The sequence below is a fragment of the Acutalibacter caecimuris genome (assembly GCF_034335085.1).
Lineage (GTDB): Bacteria > Bacillota > Clostridia > Oscillospirales > Acutalibacteraceae > Acutalibacter > Acutalibacter caecimuris.
On record NZ_JAWXXJ010000004.1, the window covers coordinates 45412 to 66991 of the forward strand.

At 61.1% G+C, this 21580-nt stretch carries 19 protein-coding genes; 6 read left to right on the top strand and 13 right to left on the bottom strand.

Annotation, left to right across the window (positions count from 1 at the left end; genetic code table 11):
* Positions 1-118: 118 nt before the first annotated feature.
* The 8 genes from U8U01_RS03610 to U8U01_RS03645 all read right to left on the bottom strand — a co-directional run bounded on the left by U8U01_RS03610 (position 119) and on the right by U8U01_RS03645 (position 8497).
* Complete coding sequence (locus U8U01_RS03610) at positions 119-874, bottom strand: hypothetical protein (protein WP_322170499.1); 756 nt, start codon at positions 872-874, stop codon at positions 119-121.
* Positions 871-2367, bottom strand: coding sequence for a COG1361 family protein (locus tag U8U01_RS03615; protein ID WP_322170501.1), 1497 nt, complete (start codon positions 2365-2367; stop codon positions 871-873). The genes U8U01_RS03610 and U8U01_RS03615 overlap by 4 nt, the downstream gene beginning before the upstream one ends.
* Positions 2364-2993, bottom strand: coding sequence for an ABC transporter ATP-binding protein (locus tag U8U01_RS03620; protein ID WP_322170503.1), 630 nt, complete (start codon positions 2991-2993; stop codon positions 2364-2366). Before U8U01_RS03620 ends, U8U01_RS03615 begins: the two co-directional genes overlap by 4 nt.
* Before the next feature lie 32 nt (positions 2994-3025).
* A complete protein-coding gene (locus U8U01_RS03625) occupies positions 3026-3949 on the bottom strand; it encodes a hypothetical protein (RefSeq protein ID WP_322170506.1) in 924 nt (307 codons plus the stop codon).
* Positions 3946-4578: an ABC transporter permease gene (locus U8U01_RS03630; protein WP_322170509.1), complete on the bottom strand. Its 633-nt coding sequence runs from the start codon at positions 4576-4578 to the stop codon at positions 3946-3948. Before U8U01_RS03630 ends, U8U01_RS03625 begins: the two co-directional genes overlap by 4 nt.
* A 112-nt stretch (positions 4579-4690) precedes the next feature.
* Positions 4691-6055, bottom strand: coding sequence for a sensor histidine kinase (locus U8U01_RS03635; RefSeq protein WP_322170512.1), 1365 nt, complete (start codon positions 6053-6055; stop codon positions 4691-4693).
* Positions 6052-6714, bottom strand: a complete 663-nt coding sequence (locus tag U8U01_RS03640) for a response regulator transcription factor (protein ID WP_322170515.1) — start codon at positions 6712-6714, stop codon at positions 6052-6054. Before U8U01_RS03640 ends, U8U01_RS03635 begins: the two co-directional genes overlap by 4 nt.
* A gap of 109 nt (positions 6715-6823) precedes the next feature.
* Entirely contained in the window at positions 6824-8497 is a 1674-nt protein-coding gene (locus U8U01_RS03645; protein ID WP_322170519.1) for a DUF6034 family protein, read from the bottom strand.
* Positions 8498-8775: 278 nt separating this feature from the next.
* Between U8U01_RS03645 and U8U01_RS03650 the strand changes: the two genes are divergently transcribed.
* From U8U01_RS03650 to uxaC, 6 genes are all read left to right on the top strand, one after another.
* Entirely contained in the window at positions 8776-9465 is a 690-nt protein-coding gene (locus tag U8U01_RS03650) for an ABC transporter ATP-binding protein (RefSeq protein ID WP_322170522.1), read from the top strand.
* Positions 9466-10770, top strand: coding sequence for an ABC transporter permease (locus U8U01_RS03655; protein WP_322170524.1), 1305 nt, complete (start codon positions 9466-9468; stop codon positions 10768-10770). It abuts the gene before it with no gap.
* A gap of 255 nt (positions 10771-11025) precedes the next feature.
* Entirely contained in the window at positions 11026-12339 is a 1314-nt protein-coding gene (locus tag U8U01_RS03660) for a hypothetical protein (RefSeq protein ID WP_322170527.1), read from the top strand.
* A 416-nt stretch (positions 12340-12755) separates the two neighbouring features.
* The gene (locus U8U01_RS03665) at positions 12756-14768 is read left to right on the top strand and encodes an ABC transporter permease (RefSeq protein ID WP_322170529.1); all 2013 of its coding nucleotides are present in this window, start codon (positions 12756-12758) and stop codon (positions 14766-14768) included.
* A 222-nt stretch (positions 14769-14990) separates the two neighbouring features.
* Positions 14991-15662 (top strand): bifunctional 4-hydroxy-2-oxoglutarate aldolase/2-dehydro-3-deoxy-phosphogluconate aldolase, encoded by a 672-nt coding sequence (locus U8U01_RS03670; protein WP_322170532.1) that lies wholly within the window; start codon positions 14991-14993, stop codon positions 15660-15662.
* Positions 15659-17059: a glucuronate isomerase gene (uxaC, locus tag U8U01_RS03675; protein ID WP_322170535.1), complete on the top strand. Its 1401-nt coding sequence runs from the start codon at positions 15659-15661 to the stop codon at positions 17057-17059. Before U8U01_RS03670 ends, uxaC begins: the two co-directional genes overlap by 4 nt.
* Before the next feature lie 152 nt (positions 17060-17211).
* Here the strand turns inward: uxaC and U8U01_RS03680 are convergent, their stop codons facing one another.
* The 5 genes from U8U01_RS03680 to U8U01_RS03700 form a co-directional block, all read right to left on the bottom strand.
* On the bottom strand, positions 17212-18807 hold the full coding sequence (locus U8U01_RS03680) for an NAD(P)/FAD-dependent oxidoreductase (RefSeq protein ID WP_322170537.1): 1596 nt from the start codon (positions 18805-18807) through the stop codon (positions 17212-17214).
* Positions 18791-20047 (bottom strand): aminoacetone oxidase family FAD-binding enzyme, encoded by a 1257-nt coding sequence (locus U8U01_RS03685; protein ID WP_322170540.1) that lies wholly within the window; start codon positions 20045-20047, stop codon positions 18791-18793. Before U8U01_RS03685 ends, U8U01_RS03680 begins: the two co-directional genes overlap by 17 nt.
* Positions 20047-20541 (bottom strand): COG2426 family protein, encoded by a 495-nt coding sequence (locus U8U01_RS03690; protein WP_322170543.1) that lies wholly within the window; start codon positions 20539-20541, stop codon positions 20047-20049. Before U8U01_RS03690 ends, U8U01_RS03685 begins: the two co-directional genes overlap by 1 nt.
* Positions 20542-20667: 126 nt before the next feature.
* Positions 20668-20856 carry a hypothetical protein gene (locus U8U01_RS03695; protein ID WP_322170546.1) on the bottom strand — a complete coding sequence of 63 codons (189 nt, stop codon included), beginning with the start codon at positions 20854-20856 and terminating at the stop codon, positions 20668-20670.
* A 125-nt stretch (positions 20857-20981) separates the two neighbouring features.
* On the bottom strand, positions 20982-21335 hold the full coding sequence (locus U8U01_RS03700; protein ID WP_322170549.1) for a MerR family transcriptional regulator: 354 nt from the start codon (positions 21333-21335) through the stop codon (positions 20982-20984).
* Positions 21336-21580: the final 245 nt, after the last annotated feature.

The window sequence follows — 21580 nt, forward strand, 5'->3', positions numbered from 1 at the left end:
TCCCCTATGTGAAAGCCTATACAGGCTTTCCCCAAAATAGCAGCCAATATTCCGTTAAGCAAAAGCACAGCCGTGGGAGCGGCTGTGCTTTTTTGTTGCCTGTAAGCCCCGGCAAATTTTATGGCGCCCGGCCTAGCACCTCCCGCTTACCTGTTGCGTACAGTAAGCGTCCCGCCAGCAGCGCCAACAGGCAGGTTATGGCGCCATACCCCAACCGGGTTAACGAAAGCTGTGTTTCATAGGCTGCTGTTACCAATGCCTGCCTGTTGGCCACCACAAACCCCAGGGCCTCCATCTGGGCGGCCTGGGCGCCGGTTAAGCTGGCATGGGCTGTCATCACCCGTACCGAAACCGCATCCTGCAGGGACGCGGCGCTGCCTTTTGTCACCGCGCCGGGGGCCTGCCCACCCAGCATCTCCACCTGGCCGAACACCCCGCTGCCCATCCCCTCCTCCGTCCGAAATTCCAGCCGGGCCGGTGCAGGGGCCTCCCCCAAAAAGGCCCGATAGCTTTCCGGGCTCAACCAGAACATCCGGCTGGCCCCGGTGGCCGCCAGCCCGTAGCACTGGGCCAAATATGCCTCCGAGAGTTCTGTCACCGTCAGGCTCTTTTCCCCACTGGCCAGGGTATATTCCCGCTGGCAACTGACAGCCACCACCCCCTCCAACGCGGCCAATGCCTTAAGCCTCTCCGCCCCCACTGCCGCCGGGGCAGCTAAGACATACTCCACCGGCCGGGCCAGCCCAACGGCGTACTGCGCCGCCTGCACCACCCCACTCACCGCAAAATACCCCGCAGCCAGGAACATCACCCACGCCAGCTTGACCTTATCGTTCTGCCTGCGCAGCCGCCATAGCCTGCCCCATGCGCTCATCCTCTTCTCCTCCTGATAGCCCTGCCGGCCAGCAGGCCACCTAAGGCCAGCATAAGCCCCAGTGCCGCTGCCATAATGCCCCACCATTGGCCGGGGTTCTCCGCCTTCTCTTTGGGCTGTGCGGAAAAGGGCTGCCCAACGGTCAAAGACAACGCCTCCTCTTGGCTGAAGGTGTTCCCCGCCTCGTCCTCGTACAGGTAAGTCACGATCCCATGGGTAGGGCCGTAGCGGGACTGGCCTTCCGTCAAGCCTGTAATTAAGATCTGTATGGGCTGTTCCCCGGCAGAGCCCCCCTCCAGGTCGCCGATAAAGGCCATACTGGCAGGCGAAAGCCCGTCGCCGCTGATGGTGGCCCGGATATTGTAGGCCGTGGCCCGGCTCAGGTTGACGGCCTGCACGTTCACTTCCACCGTATCAGCCACCACCGCCTCGGCCGGTAGCCGCATCAGGGCAAATTCCATCTTCAGGGGCTGGCAGACATCCACCCGCACATTACATACACCGGCGGCAATCTGGCCCTTGCCGTAGGCATAGTCGCATTGCAGGGCAATGGTATACTGGCCTGCCGGGGCCTGCGCGCTTACAGAAAACCTGTAAACCACCTCCACCGTGCCGTCCGGGTCCACGCTGTCCAGATACCGGCAGTCTGTACTGTCCAGCAGGGCAAAGTGCTCTGCCGGGGCCACAGCGGTAACGGTCATATTCTGTAGCGCCTCGGTCTTGCTGGTGTTTCGCAGGGTTGCCCGCACCTCCAGGCGGTCCCCGGCATCCACGCTGTCCTGCTCCGCCCCTTCAGCCAGGGAGGCCACCGTACAGCTCTGCACCAGCACTTTGGGGCCCAGCACCGGGGGTTCCTCCGGCACCGGGGTGGCTGCCGGTTCCGGGATCGGGGTGGCGTTTGGATCCTTACCGTCGGTAATGGCCACGTACACGGTAAAATCCTCCGCCATCTCCCCGCCCATGCCGTCCTCGGCCCGCACATTGACCACCACCGGGTAGCTGCCGTTGACCCTTCCGGGCAGCAGGGGCAGGGTGAACCGAATGCACCAGCCCTTTACCAGCCCCTTGCCCCCGTTAACCTCATGTTCCGCCAGCTCCACAGCCTTTTCGTAGTTCCTGGTGGCAAAAGGGCCGCCCTCCCCCAGGCCCAGCCGGACCCGGAGGGCCTTGCCCTGCCAGCCTTCCCTGGCTACCAGGGGCAGCACCAGGGTAACAGCCCCCTGCTCTACGGTAGGCACATAGCCCTGGGCGTAGGTGCGCTCCATGCCTGGGTAGAGATTGCCGCTATCCACAACAAAACCCGGCCGTACCGGGGGCGCCGGGGTGCTCTCCGCACCGGGGGTAGGGGTGGCCTCTTGCGGCATGGCGGATGGCATAGCCCTCTCTGCCACCCCAATGGCCTGCCCCGGCGCGGCTGCCCGGGCCTCTATTGCCGGCACCATCCACAAAAGAATGGCCAGCAGCAGGGCAATCCCCCCCTTGGGTTTCTTCATTTGCGCTGCACCTCCATCTCCAACACCTGGCCGCACAGGGCCCGTATGTCCTCCCCGTTGTGGCTGGCCAGCAGCACCGCCTTGCCCCGGTCCCGCAGGCCGAGCAGTAGGCTGCGCATATCCTCTACAGCGGCTTTGTCCAAACCGTTAAAGGGTTCGTCTAGAATCAACGTGGCCGGATCCTCCATAATAGCCTGTGCCAGCCCTAACCGCTGCCGCATCCCCAGCGAGTACTTGCCCACGGACTTGTGCATACTGCCGGTCAGGCCCACCTGCTCCAGCGCGGCCAGTATCTCCTTTTTGCCAATGCGCCCCTTTAGCGCGGCCAATATCTTCAGGTTGCGGTACCCACTGCTACCGGGGATAAACCCCGGCGTTTCAATGATAATCCCCAGGCTGTCGGGGAAGTCGCAATCCCGTCCAACCCGCTGGCCGTTTACGGTAACGCTGCCGCTGTCTGGCCGCAAAAAACCGCAGATGCACTTCATCAGCACGGTTTTCCCACTGCCGTTATGGCCTACCACCCCCACAATCTCCCCCGGAGGCACGGCCAAACTCACCCCGGCCAATACCTGCTCCTTACCAAAGGCTTTGCTGATGTTTTCCACTTGGATGCCGCCTGACACAGGCGTACCCCCTTTCTTCCACATTCCCGGCCTTACTGCTCTGTCCCTGTAAAGTTGAACCCACACCCCCGTACCCGCCAGAAAGCCAGCAGGTAAACCACCAAGCTGGCCCCGCCAAAGAACAAGTAGGAGTCCCCCAGCCTGGGCAAATTGTCGTACCCGAAGTTATGCATATAGTAGGTCGCGTGGTTCAACGGCGACAGCCACCCAAACAGGATATTCGCCACCCGGCCCTGCTCCGCCCCCAGATGCAGCCATTCCTTGATCACCTCCGGCGTAAGGAAAAAGCCAAACCCGCTGAACGCCACCCCGGCCAGCATTCCCAGCCGGCCCCGCAGGAGGTTGAAAAAGAATACCAGCGCCGAAAGCACCAGCGAGTACCCCAGCACCAGCCCAAATATATGGGCCGCGCACCGGTAAGGGAAGGTCAGCTCCAACACCTTGACAAAAGCAGGCACCGCGATGGTTTCCCCTATGTCGGAATACCCCAGTATAGCCGCTGTTTCGCTCCACATATTGCCCGGAAAAGCCTGCCCCCCTGCCAGCAGGCAGGTCGCTGCCAGGATGAACCCTACAAACAACAGCGTCGCCAGCACCAGGTAGAGCAACTGGCCTGCCATCCAGCAAGCCCGGCTGGTCCGTACCAGGAATAGCGGCACCTCATTATCCAGGTTGGGCAGGTCTGCAAACAGCAGCAACAGGCACAAGGAGATCAGCAAGATGGAATGCGCGTCCCCGAATGTCCAGATAAAGGGCTCAAATAGCTGCAAAAGCGTCCGCTGCCCCTGGGCAAAGTCCATCACCTTGCCCGAAAGCAGAAAGCACGCCACAAACCCCAGCCCAAAAGCCAGCCATACCTGGGGGCTGCGTTTCCACCGGCTAAAGTTTACCAAAGCCGTTATCCCTATCTGCCGCAGTTTGGGCACAGCCCGTGCCCGTTTCTCCCGACCACTCATCCCCGTTCCACCCTTCCCTGTAAAATCAGCCAGTACCACAACAATAGCACACCCGCCAAAGCCGCCAGCAGCAAATTGAGCCCTATACCGCCCCACACCCAGGTGTGGGTGGGCTCCAGCCACTCATAGGGGTACAGGCAGTACAGCCCCGGCCAGTAGCGCTCGCAGAGGATCACCAGAAAATAGCACACTACAAAAGCCCCGCCATAGGCCAGGTATTTGCTGTTGGACAGTGCCGCCAGCACTGCCGCCGTACCCGCCCACACCGCTGCCGTAAGGAACAGCGTACCATAGCTACAAGGGGCTGGCTCGCCTTGCAGCCGTGTATTCAGCCACAGCGCCAATACCTCCGCGCACCCGCCGGCAACGGTACACCCAAAGTATTTCCCCAGGATATACCCCCGCATAGTGGTACGCACCAAAGCCAGCCTTACAAATCCCCCCTTGTACTCCTCCAGCCAACCGCTGGCATAGGGCAAGGTGCAGGCCAGCGGCACGCTCATCTGGTACAGGGTTGAGCCGTACCCGTCGGTCAGCAGAATCGCCAGTTGCATCCCTACGGCTACCAAAAACCGCAGGGACAGGACAGCCCGGCGCAGGTCGCTTTCAAAGCTGTTCAGTGCGTTCATACTATCACCCGACCGCTAAAAAGGGTGTAAACCCGAGTTTCCTCCAGTTTAACACCCTTTGACACAACAAGTATTCAAAAAAAGGTCATCAAAATGTAAACACTGCGCTTGCCTAACCGTCCTGTCCCCCCTGCTGCCCTGTCACTACCGTGGCCTTGGTCCCTTTTCCTTCTTCGCTTTCCATACATAGTGCCATCCTGTGCCGGCGTAAAATCACCGCCACCAGGGCCAGCCCCAACCCGGTCCCGCCGCTTTTCCTGCTCCGGGACTTATCCACCATATAGAACGGCTCCGTCAGCCGCGCCAGTTCCTCTGGGGGGATACCTTGCCCCTGATCCTCCACCACGATGCTCCCGCCGGCGGCGTACAGCCGTACCACGCCCCCTGGCTTGCTGGCCTTTACGGCATTGTCAACCAGGTTCACGAACACGTCTACCAGCAGATCCCGGTCCCCCTCCACTTCCCCCGGGCAGTCCTCCTGGACAATGCGCACCCCCTTCTCCCCGGCAGCCGGCAGGCATACCCGGCAGGCCTCTTCCAATAGCTGCCGGATGGGCAGGCGCTCCACGTCCAGTGCCGTTTCCCGTTCCAATTCCAGCAGGCGTAGCATCTTCTTTGCCAGCCGGTCCAGCCGCTTGCTCTCCTGCCAGATATATGCCAGCGCCATCTCCCGGTCCTGCTCCCCCAGCTTGGCCGAACGCAAAGTCTGCGCATAGCCAGAAATGGCTGTCAGGGGTGTTTTCAGTTCATGGGTCAGGCTACCCATAAACAGGGTCTTTTTCTCCTCACTGGCCTCCACCTGGCGGATGTGCTCCTCCACGGCCTGGGCCATCCTGTTAAAGTCCCGGCCCAGTTCGCCGATCTCGTCCGTCCGGCCTTCTGGCACCCGCTGCTGGTACGCCCCGGCGGCTATGTTTCTGGCGCCGGTGGAGAGGGCCTGCAAGGGCCGTAGCGCCCGGCTCAGCGCCCAAAACAGCAGCCCCCCGGCCAACAACACGCCGGCAAGGGAAACCCCGGCGATCTGCACCCCCAGTTTGTACAGGCGCAGGTAAGTGCTTGTCACGTCTACTATATGCATCAGGTACAGGTTATCCCTTTGCCAGGAGAACACCAGCAGCCGCCTGCCCCGCTGGAGACACGACAGGTACCCCTTTGTTTCCTGAGTCTGCCGGTACAGCGCCCCAGCGTCCAGCAGGGTCTGGTTGTACACCACGGCGCCCTTTTCCAGTAAAATGCTATAGTCGTCCTGCCGGGACTTGAGGTAATACGCCCCCATCTCGCCGGTAAAGTTATCGCCCAAGTTCTGGGCATATGCCTCAAAGTCATAAAGGACTTGCTGGCTTTCCAGCCGGGCGTCTGCCACGGCCTGTTCTCTCGTCACCTGCCAGCACATTCGGAAACTCAGCCCCCCGCCCAGCAGGCTTGCCATCATCATGATCGCCCCGGCTGCCAGGGCTAACCTGGTCCGCAGTTTCATGGGGCCTCCAGCCGGTAGCCCAGCTTGGGCACCGTTTTGATAGCCTCATGCAGCCCCAGCTTTTTCCGCAACTGGCCGATGTGCACATCCACCGTGCGGGTTTCGCCCAAGTAGCCCGACCCCCATACCAGGCCGATTAAATCCTCCCGGCTGATGGCGATGTTCTTGTTTTTGGCCAGCACCACCAGCAAGTCGAACTCCATCGGTTTCAGCGGTACAGCCTGCCCCGCCCTGCGCACCATGTGCTCCTCCAAGTTGATCTCCAGATCCAGCACCCGCAACGTTTCCCTGCCCTGGGCGTACCTTTGCAGCACCTTGTCCATGCGCACCAGCAGTTCCAGCACCTCAAAGGGCTTGACCACATAGTCCTCCGCACCGCCGGTCAGGCCTGTCAGTTTCGAACGCAGGTCATCCTTTGCCGTCAAAAATATGACCGGGATGCCGTAGGGCCGTATGCTTTCCAGCAATTCAAAGCCGTTTTTGCCCGGCAGCATCACATCCAATAGGGCCAGGTCATAGGCATGGCAGCCTGGCAGGCTCTGCTGGGCCGCCAGCCCGTCCCCAAATACAGTGGGCTCCATCCCGGCCACCCGTAAGTTCATAGCCACCATATTGGCAATCGCTTCGTCGTCCTCCACAATCAGGATACGTTTTGGCATAATTCCGGCCTCCTCCCTACTCATTTCCCCGGCTTTTGGCACAAGCCTGCCCGCAGGCCCTGCTGGAAAACCGGCCGGGCGCAAAGGCGGCGGCCCAGGTTTATGGGCCCTAGTACCCCAGCGTCCCGTCTATCACACTGCCGTCTATGGCGTTTATAGCCAGCAGCACACCGTCCTCCGTATACGCCGGCACGCCTTCCTGGTCAAACTGGCTATCCGTACCTTCAAAACTCCATACCGGTACAATCAGCCCTGTGTCGAAACTGTCCTTTTCGCTGATACGCGAGTAGCTTAGCCGCACCCGCTCCACATGGACCGTGTGTTGTCCCTCCCAGCCGCCAAGGGTGACGGGCAACATCTGCTCGAAGGTACTTTTTACCTGGTCAAAGGTTTTCAGCGCCGCATCCTCCACCACCGTTTCCACAATCTCCACTGGCGCGAAGTAGTCAAAGCCCACCGTGCCGCTGTCATTGATGCGGAACTCAATCTCCTCCCCCGGCCACATCTGCTTGTTGAACTCCCCGCTCTGGTTCCAGCCATCCGCGTACTTCATCCCGCTGCTCTGGGTCAGGGGCACACCGTCTATCTGCCGGCAATAGCGCAAGATGTAGTAGTGGCCATAGCCAATTTTCCCGTCCTCATCCCGCCTCAGTATTTCCGTGTAAAGCCCGCCCTCCTTAAAAGCAAAGCCCGGCAGGCCAACCTGCTCCAAAAACGCCTCGGCCACCTGTTGGGCCTGTTCCTGGCTTATGGTCGTTTCCGGGTAAATGGGGGCAAACTCCGTATCCTGGCTAATCTGTAGCCCACCTGTCAGCACCGGGCTTGGCACCCCTTTCTCCTGCCAGTATGCATGGAGGTCTGTTACCGGAAAGTCAAATGCATACTGCATACTGCCCATACCATTGCCGAAACCGTCCCCGGAAAAATCTACGTCAGAACCCACCACTACGCTGCAAAAATGTATATGATTTTGGGGGCTGCAACGGTATTGGAGCTTATTGCTGTAGTCCGCGTTGTTTTGCACCCGTATGGTCTGGTAATTGCCGTCGGCCCCATCTGTGGCAGCGTCCAGGTAGGTATCCCCTTCGCTGCACAGGCTACCAAGCCACTGGTAGTAGTCTTCCTCGCCGGGGCTTTGGGCCGCCAATTCCTCCACCGTGTGTAACTGCCCGTCACAGGGGTACTGGGTCACATCAATGGCCACCGGCGCGCTTTCATACGCAGCCTGCAAGTCGTCAATCATCCCCTGTATCTCCTGGTTGTACCGGGCTATCTCCTCTTCCTTTTCCTCCTGGGTCAGCATTTCACTCTCCCGCGTCTGGGCCGCAAAGCTGTCCATCTCCTCCTTCAGTATGGCGATCTCCCGTTCCAGCTCCTTTTTTGTACGCTGCTCAAGGGCGCTGCCGCTATATAGGGTTTTATCACCTATCAGTGCCTGCCGCACCTGGTCAAAAAACGCCTGGCTTATTCTGTTCTGCCGCACCCGGTACACGCTGAGCGCCTCTACCTCAGGCACTTCTACCTGGGCGTCAATATTTACCGTTACCCCCAGTTCCGGGTTCTCCACGGTGGCCCGGTAGGTTTCCGTTTCTTTGGCCTGGGCCACCACTTCCCCGCCGGCCACCGCCTGGGAGCCCGTGCCCGTCGCTTGGGAGATCAGCTTATCCATATCCTTGTGGACCACGATAGAGCCTTCCGGGTCCTCCTGGCAGGCGGGCATGGCCAGCAAGGCCAGGCTGCACAGCAGGGCTGCCAGCCGTTTCCCCATGTTTTCCTGTTTCACAATGTTTCCTCCTCTTGCTGTTTTATTTTAGCATACCCCGTGGGGTTTCATCAAGTATTCAGGAAGATGTAAACAAAATGTAATCATCCGGGCCCTTTTACGGAAAGCCATACATTGTATACTTATACACATACAACACATATCAAAAATGCAGGTTCAGCTTATATGTTTTTGCACAATCCACATAAAATTGTTGACACAGCCCGCTGTGCGTTGTATAATAAATATATAGAATACCCTTCCAGCCCTGGCAGGAAGCGTGAATCGGAGTGATGTATATGAGTATGCTGGGTACGCCGGTTGTTCTGGCAGCGGAAAACGTCAGCTATGTGTACGAAAACAAGTACCAGAAAGTGCAAGCCCTACGGGAGGTTTCCTGCAACTTTGAGGCAGGCAAGTTTTACGCCATTGTGGGCCATTCCGGCAGCGGGAAAACCACCCTGCTCAGCCTGTTGGCCGGGCTGGGGGAACCCAGCAGCGGCCAGGTGCTGGCCGGCGGCCGCCCTGTAGCCGAAACCGGCAGCGAGCGGCACCGGCGGGAGAACGTTTCGGTAATCTACCAGGCCTTCAACCTGTTCCAGGACCTGAACATCCTGGAAAACGTAATGTGCCCTATGGAACTGGCCAAAGTCCCGGCCAAAGAGGCCAAAGCCAGGGCCCGTGACCTGCTGGCCCTGGTGGGCCTGGGGGACGTATCCCCCCGTAAGCTGCCGGCCATGCTTTCCGGCGGGCAGCAGCAGCGGGTAGCCATTGCCCGGGCGCTGGCCTCCCAGGCACGGGTGATCCTGGCGGACGAGCCCACCGGCAACCTGGACACCGAAAACGGCCAGCTAGTGGTAGACCTGCTGAAAAGGCTGGTGAAAGAGGAAAACTACTGCGTCATCGTCGTCACCCACGACTTGGACCTGGCCGCCCAGGCCGACGTGGTATACCGCATGAAGGACGGCGCGCTGGAGGAGGAGAGGTAAATGTTTATCTGGACCGAGGCTGGCTACCAGTTGTTCCGCAACAAGGGGCGCTCTATTTTGTTGGTATGCGCCTCCCTGCTGCTGTGCGGCTGCATTGCCTTTTATTTGGGGAATATCGACAGCAGCAAAAGGGCCCTGGCTGCCTTAAGCGAAAGTACCCCGGCGCAGGCGCGCATCAGCAACCTGAACGCCGACGAGTTCGATAACCTGACCATTTCCTACACCTTTGTGGACACCATGAGCAACCTGGGCATCGGCAAGGTTATTGCCACCAGTGAGGCCACCTGCTACATGGATCCCGCCCTGTTGGAAGAGGTCAACACCCTTGAGGCAGCGCGCCAGGAGGCCATTGCCAACCGCGCCAACGACTTTATTTATGTGCCCAACCACACCCCCAAGGGGGATGCAAAAATCTACGGCATTACCTGCTGGGAGGCCACGGGCCTGGGCCGGGAGGATGTCTTTACCCTGCTGGAGGGCTATGACCTCTCCGCGATGGAGGGGGAAGAGGCCGTGTGCCTGGTCAGCGACAGCTTTGCCGAAAAATACGGCCTGGCCTTGGGAGATACCCTTGACACCACGTTCTCCTGTGTGCAGTACGACAGTTTCCGGATGCCTGTGTATACCTACATCGGCGAAACAAACTGGAAGGTGATCGGCGTCTACCCTGCCAGCCAGAAAACCGACCACCGGGCCGACCTGTACGTACCTATGGGCTGGATGCGCCCGGCAGTGGGGGAAAAAGTCCCCTTCACCTATACCAGCTACACCGGCTATCTGGCCGACTCTATGAAACTCAATGAGTTCAAGGAGCAGGCGGCTGAGTACTCCGGGCTGGGCCAGCCCTTCTTTCTGCCCACCGATACCCATATGTCCCCAAACTTAAGCATCGCCAGCACCCTGTATATGGAGGACGAGGATTTTATCCGCACCGCGGAAAAATTGGGGCAGGGCATCCGGCAATACGAGGCGTTCCTCATCCCCTTCTTTACCATCGTGGTGTTCCTGGTAACGCTGGCCATCTTCCTGGTGTTGCGGGGCTGCCGCCGGGATATGGCCGTGGCCTGTTCCCTTGGGCGGTCCAAGCGGTTGACCGGCACCGCCACCCTGCTGGCCGCCCTGGGGGCCCAACTGGCCGGGGCGCTGCTCTCGGTGCCCCTTACCCTGCTGCTCACCGGCATCAGCTTGGGCGCAGCCCTCCTGGTGTGCGGCGCTTTCATGCTCTGTGCCCTTTTGGGCGACGTAGTGGGCCTGTTGGCCCTCCTGCGTTTCGACGCTTTGGCTTTGCTTACAGCCAGCGATTGAGGCTGGTGCCTCCGGTGGCGCAAGGGGCGCTGCCCCTTGCGGATCCCTGCCAAAGGGGCTGTGCCCCTTTGGCAACCCCACTGCCGCACCGGCGGCGATTGCTAACGGCGTTTTCGGCACGGGAGGGGGGCTGGGTATGGGACTGCTTACTTTTGTTTTGAGGGGCAGACCATACCCGGCTGGTTTAAATGCCGGCAACCCAGTCCGCCACACCCTTTTTGCCCGGCAAGCCCACATTTTTCAGGAGGTATGCGTATGTTTCTTTGGATTGAAGCGGGCTACCAGTTGTTCCGCAACAAAGGGCGCTCTATTTTGTTGGTATGCGCCTCCCTGCTGCTGTGCGGGTGCATAGCCTTTTATCTGGGCACCATTGACACCAACAAAAAGGCCCTTCGCACCCTTAGCCAAAGCACCCCGGCGACCGTGCGCCTCAGCAATATTGACGGGGACGAGTTTGACAACCTGACCCTATCCTACACCTTTGCCGACGGTCTGGTGAACCGGGGTGTGGTAAACATTCGCTCCACCAGCCAGGCCGATGGGTACCACAGCGAAGAGGCCAAAGCCCAGATGCGGGAGGGCCTTGCCCTGCGCGCGGAAAAGATGGAGCATCCCGATCCGGGGCGCATGGGCTTTGTGGGCTTTCCCCTGCCTGATGGGGACACCTCCATTTTGGGGATCAGCCGCATAGAAGTGCTGGGCGTGCCGGCAAACGGCCTCATCACCTGGGCCGAGGGCTATGATGAGAGCTTTTTGGAGGGGGACGGGGCCCTGTGCCTGATCACCCAGGCCTATGCCGACGCCTTTGGCCTCACACTGGGGGATACCTTCAGCGCCAGTATGTGCTTTGTGCAGTACGGCACCTTCCGCGGCAAGACCAGCAACTATACATCCGACCCCACCTGGACGGTGGTGGGCATCTGCTCCCCCCGCCTGACAGCCAACCGTAAGGCCGATATGTATGTACCGGTAAACTGGCTGCGCAAGGAAGTGGAAAGCACCGGCACCCCCTTTACTTACACCAGCTTTGAGGGGGATCTGGCTGACTCCATGGAACTCAACGGGTTCAAAGAGGGGCTCCGGGACATGGGCCTTGGCCAACCCTTCTTCCTGATCAAGGAAGACTATGCGCGCTCGCCCCCGGACCGCAGCGCCGCCAAAACCCTGTACATGGAAGACGAGGACTTCATCCGCACGGCGGAAAAGCTGGGGCAGGCCATCCGGCAGTATGAGGCGTTCCTCATCCCTTTCTTTATTATTGTGGTTTTCTTGGTAACGCTGGCCATCTTCCTGGTGCTGCGGGGCTGCCGCCGGGATATGGCCGTGGCCTGCTCCCTAGGCCGGCCCAAGCTGTTGACCGGCACGGCCACCTTGCTGGCCGCCCTGGGGGCCCAACTGGCCGGGGCGCTGCTCTCGGTACCGGTTGCCCTGTTCCTGACAGGTATTAGCATCGGCACAGCGCTTTTGGTGTGCGGCGCCTTTATGCTCTGTGCCCTTCTGGGCGACGTAGTGGGCCTTCTGGCCCTCCTGCGTTTCGACGCTTTGGCTTTGCTTACGGCCGGCGATTGAGGCTGGCTGGTACCTCCGGCGGCACAAGGGGCGCTGCCCCTTGCGGATCCCTGCCAAAGGGGCATAGCCCCTTTGGAAACCCCACTACCGCACCGGCGGCGATCGCTAGCGGCGTTTTGGGCACGGGAGGGGACTTTAGCGCTGGACTACTGACTATTTGTTTTGCGGAATCCCCTCTAAGGGGCACAGCCCCTTTGGGAACCCCATCGTCGCACTGGCAGCGATCGCTAGCGGCGTCTTGGGCACGGGAGGGGACTTTAGCGCTGGACTACTGACTATTTGTTTTGCGGGGCAGGCAACACCCGGCCGGTTGGGTGTCCACAGGTTTCCGGCAACCGGCCCATATGTTCAACAGACGCGAACCGCCCGGGCGCCCCCCGGCCCAGGGCACAAAAAAGTTACAGGAGGCATTCACCATGAAAAACAGTTTAAAGCAGCTATTCAGGCGGCCGGGCAGGGCCCTGCTGTTCTTCCTGCTGATGACCGCAGCTACCATGCTGATGGTATTCGGCGCGGCCATGTACATACAAAATGAGTTGCGGGTCCAGGCGCTGGAGGGCATCTACACCACAGTAGGTACCGTCAACCAGGAGAGGGAGGACTTTGAGAGTATGTACCCCACCGAAGAGGACTACGGCGAAGGGGGCATCATCCGTCCGGAGGAGCTGTTGTTTGAGGGGGCGGACTATATCCTCCCCCCGGAGAGCCGCCCCTATATGCTGGCCTACCTGGAGGACGCCTGGGTGAGTACCGGCACCAACTGGAACGCAGGTATAAACGAGAACAGCCACCTGCTGGAGATCAAGATACTGGGCCCCGGCGACCAGGCACAGACGATGGACCCCTATACCGGCCAGGTCGCCTACAAGACCGACACCACGCGGGCCCAGATCACAAAGGTAATTGTCAGCAGCGGCGTAACAGAGCAGGAGGAGTTCGCAGGCACGGCCGATTCCTGGGGCTCAACCATTTTCTCCAACCGGGAGCTGGAGGAGGGCCAGGAAATTTACGTTACCAATGAGTGGCCGGAGGCCGACCCGCTGGAAACCGGCAAGACCTATGTGGGGTGCCTTCAGTATGTCAATTCCTTTTATACCGTTGAGGTGACAGCGGAAGGGGAGGAAACCGCCCACCCCATTCCCCTCTTCATCCCCTCCCGCAGCCCCGGCTGCACCCTGGTAGACCGTCAGGGCAAGCCGCTTAGCACCAGCCTGAATAACGTCCACAACGCTTACCAGGAGGTCACGCCGGGCTTTTACGATGAGGACGGCCCCATTACCGGCTGGATGGAGCTGACCAAGGAGCAGGAAATGTATCAAAAGATGTTCCCCGTGCTGCCGGTCAGCGACCCGGACCTGCTCACCTTCCACCGGCTGAACATCGCCAAGATCCGGGGGCGGATGATCACCGACGAGGAATTTGAGAGCGGGGCGCGGGTATGCCTGGTGTCCAAGGATTTTGCCCAAAAGAACCTGTTGTACGAAGGCGACAAGATCACCCTGCCCTTGGTGGCCTCTATGTACGGCTACGAGCCCAATTCCGGGTGGGGGGAGAAGAATTACACCTTCCCTGCTGAAATCTGCCGGTTGATGGACAGGGACGGCCGGGCCCTCACCCCCTTCTGGGAGGCCGAATATGAAATCGTGGGCATCTTCGAGCCCCGCTACCGCACCCAGGATCTGCCCTTTGGCAATATGTTTATCATCCCCCAGAAGTCTATTGAGGGCAGCGACGAGAACGCCATTATCTACAACGGGGCCATGCACAGCCAAAGCACCTCGTTTATGATCCCCAACGGCTCCATAGAAACGTTCGACGCGGCCCTGCGCGCCGCTGTCCCCCAGGTAGAGCGGCTGGATATCCAGTATAACGACATGGGCTACGCCCGGGCCGTGGAGAGCCTCAACGACGCCAAGCAGACCGCTATGCTGCTGTTCGCGGTGGGGATGCTGGCAGCAGTAGCCATTATCGCCCTGCTGCTGTACTTCTTCATAGTGGTGGAGAAAAAGCGCACCGCCGTAGAGCGCAGCCTGGGCATGACCCGGAGCCAGTGCCGTGTTTCACTGATGGCCGGCGTTATGGTGTTGACTTTGGCGGCTACCCTGCTGGGCGGCGTAGGGGCCGGTGTCCTGCTGGAAAAGGTGGACGCCTACACCCAGGCCCAGGCCATTGCCGAAACCGCCGCTATTGAGGAAAGTTCTGTGGTCAACTGGAGCCTGGGGGGCATCTATAACTTCAGCGCCAAGTACAGCCCCTGGGCCATGTGGGACGTGCAGGGCAACCAAACCGCCCTGAACAGCATCGTCCCGCCCAACTGGATCTACGCTGCCGCCCCTTTGGCCCTCAGCGTTTTTGTCCTCCTGCTGGGCCTTATCCTTATCAACCGCAGCCTGAAAATTGAGCCCCTGTTGCTGCTGAACGCCAAGTGACGTTCCTGTAAAGCGCCCGCCCCGGGGCAACGGCCCCCAAAGCCGCGGCCGTGGGCCCAGTACAAAAACTCCTGTAACGAATACCTGCCCGACATACCCAAGCCCCACCCCCATACAGAGAAAGCCTCCGGCCAAACCCATGGTGTTAGCGGGGCGCTGGGAAACTTCCCCGGCCCCCTTGCCCGCCGGAGGCAGCCTTAACCCAAGAGAGGAGCCTTCCCCATGCATCCCATCAGTGAGAAGATTGCCCAGACAGGCATTGTGCCGGTGATCCGGCTGGACAACCCCAGGCGGGACGCCCCGCCGCTGGCCCGGGCACTGTGCGACGGCGGCGTGCCTGTCGCCGAAGTCACTTTCCGGGCGGAAGGGGCCGGCGAGGCCATCCGGCTAATGAAAGAAACCTGTCCGGCGCTGCTGGCCGGTGCCGGCACCGTCACCAACACCCGGCAGATCGACCTGGCCCTGGCTGCCGGGGCAGCGTTTATTGTGTCCCCCGGCCTGGACCCGGAGTTGGTGCAATACTGCCAGCAAAAAGGTGTGCCCATTTACCCCGGCTGCACCACCGCCAGCGAGTACCACACCGCCCTTAAGCTGGGGCTGGAGGTCATCAAGTTCTTCCCCGCCCAGCAGTCCGGGGGGTTGGAAAAAATCAAGGCCCTAGCCGCCCCCTTCCCCCAGTTCAAGGTGATGCCCACCGGGGGTATCTCCCTGCAAAACCTGGCCGAATACCTGGCCTGCCCGGTGATTGCCGCCTGCGGGGGCAGCTATATGGTCACCCCCGCCCTGCTGGACGGCGGGCGCTGGGAGGAGATCACCGCCCTCTGCCGGCAGTCCAGGGAGATCGCCACCACCGCACGCCAGGGGCGCCAGGCCCCGGAAAGGACCCCCTTATGAAACCCTTCATGAACCGCGACTTCCTGCTCTCCACCCCCACGGCCAGGGAGCTATATCACCAGACGGCAGAGCCCCTGCCTATCGTAGACTACCACTGCCACATCGACCCGCGGGAGATCGCCGAGGACAGGCCCTTCCGCAGCATCACCCAGGTATGGCTGGGGGGCGACCACTACAAGTGGCGGGTGATGCGCGCCGCCGGCGTGCCGGAACCCTATGTAACCGGCAATGCACCGGACCGGGAGAAATTCCGGGCCTTTGCCTACACCATGCCCCAGCTTATAGGCAACCCCATCTACCACTGGAGCCACCTGGAACTCCAGCGGGCCTTTGGCATCACCGAGGTACTGGGCCCCGACACCGCCGACCGGATCTACACCCAAGCCAACCAGGCCCTTCGGAAGATGTCCCCCCGCACCATGCTGGAGAAGTTCAAGGTAACAGCCCTGTGCACCACCGACGGCCCTGCCGATGACCTGCGCTGGCACCGGCAGATCGCCCGTGAGGCAACCATGGCCACCCGGGTGCTGCCCGCTTTCCGCCCTGACCAGGCCATCAACCTGGAAAAGCCCGGCTTTGCCGGGTACATCACCCAGCGGCTGGCCAAGGCGGTGGGCCGGCCCCTTTCCTCTGCCGGGGATGTGGCGGCGGCCCTTAGCGAGCGCATAGATTACTTTGCCGCCAACGGCTGCGTGTGCGCCGACCACGGCTTGGACCGCTGTATGTACGCCCCGCCGGACAGCGCTGCGGCCAACGCCGCTTTTTTAGCCGCGATGGAGGGCCGCCGGCCAGAACCCGCCCAGGCCGACGCCTACCGCACCCTGCTCACCCTGGCCTGCGCCAAGCACTATGTGGAGTTGGGCTGGGCCATGCAGATCCACTTTGGCTGCCAGCGCAACGTGAACAAGCCGCTGTTGGCCGCCCAAGGCCCGGATATGGGCGGCGACGCCATCGCTAGCCCTTCGGGGGTGGAGTACCTGGCCCCGCTGCTAAACGCCATGCTGGAACACGCCGGCCTGCCCAAGCTGATCCTTTACTCCCTGAACCCCAACGACAACGCCACCGTGGCCTCTACCATCGGCTGTTTCCAGGACGGCACCCCCGGCAAGCTGCAAATGGGCAGCGCCTGGTGGTTTAACGACAGCCGCCCCGGTATGCGCGCCCATCTTACCGACCTGGCCGCCGGAGGCGTGCTGGGGCAGTTTGTGGGTATGCTTACCGACTCCCGCTCCTTCCTCAGCTACCCCCGCCACGAGTACTTCCGCCGGGTCCTCTGCGAACTGCTGGGCGAATGGGTGGAGTCCGGCCAGTACCCCTACAATGCCCCCCAACTCCACCGCCTTACCGCCGGCCTCAGCTACTGGAACACCGTGCGCTTTTTTGGGCTGGAACCGTAAGGCAGGCTGTTTCCCAGGGGGCCCCTTTCCCCCGGACCAATCGGACGGGCAAAAAGAAAAAGGCAGCATTCCCGGCTTTCGGGGGCTGCCTTTTTTGTTTGAACCGCCGGAGGGGCGGCACATGGCCGGCCTTGGCAAAGCGGGCTTTCACCTTACGGTGCCGCCTCCACGCAGCGTTCGGCGCAGCGGATGCCGTCTACTGCGGCGGACACAATGCCGCCGGCGTAGCCCGCGCCCTCGCCACAGGGGTAGAGGCCCCGGATGCCAAGGGCCTGTAGGCTGTCCTGGTTCCGGAGGACGCGGACAGGGGAGGAACTGCGGGTTTCCGGGGCGGTCAGCACCCCGTCCGGCAGGTCAAACCCCTTCAGGCGGCGGCCCAGTTGGGGCAGGGCCTGCCGGAGGGCCTCTACCACAAAGGCGGGCAGGCAGGGGGCCAGGTCCCCTGCCGTTACCCCCGGCCGGTAAGTGGGGGTTACACCCCCAAACCCCCGGCTGGGCCGGCCCTCCAAAAGGTCGGCAATGCGTTGGGCCGGGGCCCGGTAATCCCCGCCCCCCAGGGCAAAGGCGGCGCGCTCTATCCGCCGCTGGAACGCCACCCCGGCCAGTGGGCCGCTGCCGCCAAAGTCCTCTGGCCCTACCCCTACCAGCAGGGCCGCGTTGCTGTTCTGCCCGTCCCTGGCAAAGGGGCTCATGCCGTTGGTGACAATGCCCCCCAACTCCGAGGCCGCGCCTGTAACGGTGCCGCCCGGGCACATACAGAAGGTGTACACACCCCGGCCCGCCGGGGTACGGCAATTCAGCTTGTAATCAGCCGCGCCCAAGGCCGGGTGCCCGGCAAAGCTGCCGTACTGGGCCTGGTCAATAAGCAAAGCCGGATGCTCCACCCGCACCCCCACCGAAAAAGGCTTAGGCTCCATCGCTGCGCCCAGCCCCTCCAGCAGGGCAAACACGTCCCGGGCACTGTGGCCCACGGCCAGAATCAACCGGTTGCAGGGGATATGCTCCACACCGGCCGGGGTGGCCACCTCTGCCTCTTCCAATGCGCCGTCACGCACTTGCAGCCCTGCCAACCGGGCGGAAAACCGCACCTCCCCGCCCATGGCAAGAATGCTTTCCCGGATGTTCCGCACCACGCCGGGCAGGCGGTCGGTGCCAATATGAGGCTTGGCGTCGGTGAGGATTTCCGGGGGAGCGCCGGCAGCGGCCAGTTCCTCCAGCACCTTGCGGATGCGCCCGTCCCCAGTGCCGGTGGTCAGCTTGCCGTCGGAGAAAGCCCCGGCCCCGCCCTCGCCAAACTGCACATTGCTCTCAGGATCCAGGGCCCCGCCGGCCCAAAAGGCCTCCACCGAGCGCTGGCGGGCCTCCACTGGCAAGCCACGCTCCAGAATAATGGGGCGCTGGCCGCACTGGGCCAAAATCAGCCCCGCAAACATACCCGCCGGGCCAAATCCCACCACCACCGGCCGCCGGCCGGGCGCCGGCCCCTGGGGCAGCCGGTAGCGGTAGGGCCGGGCGGGCTGCACATCGCCCCCACGCAGGCGGGCCAGCAGGCGGTTCTCCCCTGCCACCTGGGCCTCTACCGAGCAGACAACGTGCACATCCGCCTTTTTCCGGGCATCCACCGATTTTTTGACCAGGCATAGGCCCTGCAATTCTTGGGGGCGCACCCGCAGCTTTTGAGCCGCTGCCCGCCGCAAGTCCTCCCCGGTAAAGCCCAAAGGCAGGTGCAGGTTATTGACACGTAGCACCGCAAGCCCTCCCTTCCCGTTTATGGTTTTTGCCGGCGCTGGCCTGCCCGGCCACAAGCCCTGTGGCCCAGGCCCAATGCAGGTTGTAACCGCCGCAATCCCCGTCCAGATCCAGCAGTTCGCCGGTCAAAAACAGCCCCCGCTGCCGGCGGGAAGCCATGGTAGACAGGTCTACCTCCCCCAGGGGCACGCCCCCGGCGGTGCACTGGGCCTGCTGCCAGCCCAAAGGGCCCTCCACCGGCAGGGAAAATGCCTTTACCCTGCCGGCCGCCCGGCCAAAAACCTCCAACGAAAGGCTTTGCAGGGGCTGGCCGGGGCCTAAGCCTAAGGATTTGGCCAGTTCCTGCCCTACCCGCAGGTTCAACAGGCCGGCAAACAGCTCATTGGCCGGGCGATGGGGGAACTGGGCCCGCAAATCTACCAGATATGCGGCCAATTCCTCTTCCGCAAAGGCCTCGGCCAAGTCCAGGCGCAGGCGCAGCCGGCCGGGGGGCAGGCCCCGCAGCCGGGCCGAAAGGTTCATGACGCAGATGCCCGACACCGAGCCGTCGCCGAAGATGACCTCGCCGCTTTCCGCGTACAGCAGGCGGGGGCCCTGGCACAGGGCGGCCCGCGCCTTGCAGCGCATACCCTTCATGGGCCGGGTGAGGCCGGCAGGGACCCGCAGCCCTACCAGCGACGGGGAAAGCTTGGTTACGCTGTGGCCCAACTGCCGGGCCAGCCGGTACCCGCCCCCGGCCCCCGGCGGTACGCTTCCCCCGCAGGCCAGCACCACCCGGCGGGCCTCTACCTGCCCGGCACCGGCTATGGAAAGGGCAAAGCCCCGGCCGGTTTTTTCTACCGCCTCTACCGGGGTGGCGCAGCGGAGGGTTACGCCGACCTGTTCACAGGCGGCCAAAAGAGCCTTGACAACAGCCGCAGCCTGTAGGCTGTGGGGGTATACGCGCCCATCCCCATCCGCCCGAATAAGCAAGCCCAGAGAGGCAAAAACGGCCTGTATCCGCCGGGCAGGCCACTCCGCCAAAAAAGGGGCGGCCAGAGCCGTATCGCCATGGTATTTTTCCGGGGAAATGTGCAGGTTGCTTAGGTTGCAGCGGCCGTTGCCCGTGGCCAGCAGCTTACGGCCGGGCTTGTCCCCGGCCTCGGCCAGGAGGACGTGGGCTCCGGCTCCGGCGGCGGCCAGCGCGGCCATAAGGCCCGACGCCCCGGCCCCTACCACGGCCACATCGTAGGGGGCCATTAGAGCACCAACCCCAGCAACCCGTAGGAAACCAGGCACATGATGACATCTGCCACCAGGGTGCCCAGGGCTACGGAGAGCATGGCCGCCTTGAAGTCCATCTTCATGAGGGCGGCGGCCAGGGAGCCGGTCCAGGCGCCGGTGCCAGGTAGTGGTATTGCCACAAAAATTAGCAGGCCAATCGTTTTGTATTGGTTGATTTTGCCAAATTTGCTGCGGCCTTTTTCCTCCATGCGGTCTACCAGCTTTACGAAACGGGTGTTGCGCATCCAGTCAAAGATTTTGTTGATGAACAGCAGGATGAACGGCGTGGGCAGCAGCGTGCCCACCAGGCAGATAAAAAACGCCGGTAACATCTCCAGCCCCAGCAATTTGGCGGCCAAAATGCCCCCACGCAACTCAATTACCGGCATAAGTGACAATAAAAACACCGTTAACTCTCCCGGAATTGTCTGACTGAACAATTCTACCAGCATTTCAACGACCCGCTCCATATCGTTCCTCCCTGTGGTTTTTTCCCTATTATACCCCCCTCCCGCACTTTTTGTCAACCTTTGGGGGTGGCGGCTCGCTTTTGTGGGCTCTGCCCACACCCGCCAGGGCTTTGCCCCGGACCTTCCCTAAACTTTTTCTGCCCTGCGGGCTGCTTGCATAAACCTTGCTTTTTCCTGTATGTTTTTGCTTTTTTCCTCTTTTTCTTTTGTTTTTGGGGCGGTTATAGAGGGGTAATCGGGGGATATCAGCCGGTTCTTAAGGGGATTTGAGGGGGATATCGGGCGGTTCTTTGAGAAAAGTGTATTTTTATGCATTTTGGCAGAGATTTTGCATTATGATTTAATTTATTTCATTATTTTTCTTATTATTCTATTACTATTTTCTTGCTACTTCTTATTGATTTATTTTTGTGTTTTACTCTACTGATTATTATTATGATTTATTTGAGAAGATTTTCATAGCCTTCTATTTTTTTGTCCAGGCGGGAGAGGGCTTCTTGGATTTGGCGGCTTTGGGCCAGCAGGGAGGCGCGCTGGCTGCGCAGGAGTTCCAGGCGGGCGGCAACCGTGTCATCGCCCGCCTGGAAAAGGCGCACGTAGTCCACGATGGCATCTACCGTAAGGCCGGCGTTGCGCATACATTTGGCCAGCTCAACCCAGGCGATGTCTTCGGGCTGGTAGTCCCGGTGGCCGGAGGGGGCGCGGGTGACGTGGGGGATCATGCCCACCCGCTCGTAATAGCGAAGGGTATCTTGGGTGATGCCGTATTTTTCACTGACTTCCTTGATGGTCATGGGGTTCACTCCTGCCTATTGAATTGGCCCCTTGGGCGGGGCCGGAGGCTATGCTTTCATTATACTATTTTGAGTGGGCTCCAGGTCAAGCATTATTTCAGCAGAGTTTTTAGGGACGCCCTATGGAGGGCGAGGGATCCAGCGGCTTTCCGGTTGACAAGAAATCTTCAAAATCACAAAACAAAAACAAAAATAAAATAATAAAAAATCATTTACCTGCCGGTCTTAGCCAGCGCCCGCCGTAA

Excerpts from the sequence above, each read along its gene's own strand:
- U8U01_RS03610 (WP_322170499.1), bottom strand. The coding sequence starts at position 874 with ATGAGCGCATGGGGCAGGCTATGGCGGCTGCGCAGGCAGAACGATAAG.
- U8U01_RS03615 (WP_322170501.1), bottom strand. The coding sequence starts at position 2,367 with ATGAAGAAACCCAAGGGGGGGATTGCCCTGCTGCTGGCCATTCTTTTG.
- U8U01_RS03625 (WP_322170506.1), bottom strand. The coding sequence starts at position 3,949 with ATGAGTGGTCGGGAGAAACGGGCACGGGCTGTGCCCAAACTGCGGCAG.
- U8U01_RS03630 (WP_322170509.1), bottom strand. The coding sequence starts at position 4,578 with ATGAACGCACTGAACAGCTTTGAAAGCGACCTGCGCCGGGCTGTCCTG.
- U8U01_RS03635 (WP_322170512.1), bottom strand. The coding sequence starts at position 6,055 with ATGAAACTGCGGACCAGGTTAGCCCTGGCAGCCGGGGCGATCATGATG.
- U8U01_RS03640 (WP_322170515.1), bottom strand. The coding sequence starts at position 6,714 with ATGCCAAAACGTATCCTGATTGTGGAGGACGACGAAGCGATTGCCAAT.
- U8U01_RS03650 (WP_322170522.1), top strand. The coding sequence starts at position 8,776 with ATGAGTATGCTGGGTACGCCGGTTGTTCTGGCAGCGGAAAACGTCAGC.
- U8U01_RS03655 (WP_322170524.1), top strand. The coding sequence starts at position 9,466 with ATGTTTATCTGGACCGAGGCTGGCTACCAGTTGTTCCGCAACAAGGGG.
- U8U01_RS03660 (WP_322170527.1), top strand. The coding sequence starts at position 11,026 with ATGTTTCTTTGGATTGAAGCGGGCTACCAGTTGTTCCGCAACAAAGGG.
- U8U01_RS03665 (WP_322170529.1), top strand. The coding sequence starts at position 12,756 with ATGAAAAACAGTTTAAAGCAGCTATTCAGGCGGCCGGGCAGGGCCCTG.
- U8U01_RS03670 (WP_322170532.1), top strand. The coding sequence starts at position 14,991 with ATGCATCCCATCAGTGAGAAGATTGCCCAGACAGGCATTGTGCCGGTG.
- uxaC (WP_322170535.1), top strand. The coding sequence starts at position 15,659 with ATGAAACCCTTCATGAACCGCGACTTCCTGCTCTCCACCCCCACGGCC.
- U8U01_RS03685 (WP_322170540.1), bottom strand. The coding sequence starts at position 20,047 with ATGGCCCCCTACGATGTGGCCGTGGTAGGGGCCGGGGCGTCGGGCCTT.
- U8U01_RS03690 (WP_322170543.1), bottom strand. The coding sequence starts at position 20,541 with ATGGAGCGGGTCGTTGAAATGCTGGTAGAATTGTTCAGTCAGACAATT.
- U8U01_RS03695 (WP_322170546.1), bottom strand. The coding sequence starts at position 20,856 with ATGCATAAAAATACACTTTTCTCAAAGAACCGCCCGATATCCCCCTCA.
- U8U01_RS03700 (WP_322170549.1), bottom strand. The coding sequence starts at position 21,335 with ATGACCATCAAGGAAGTCAGTGAAAAATACGGCATCACCCAAGATACC.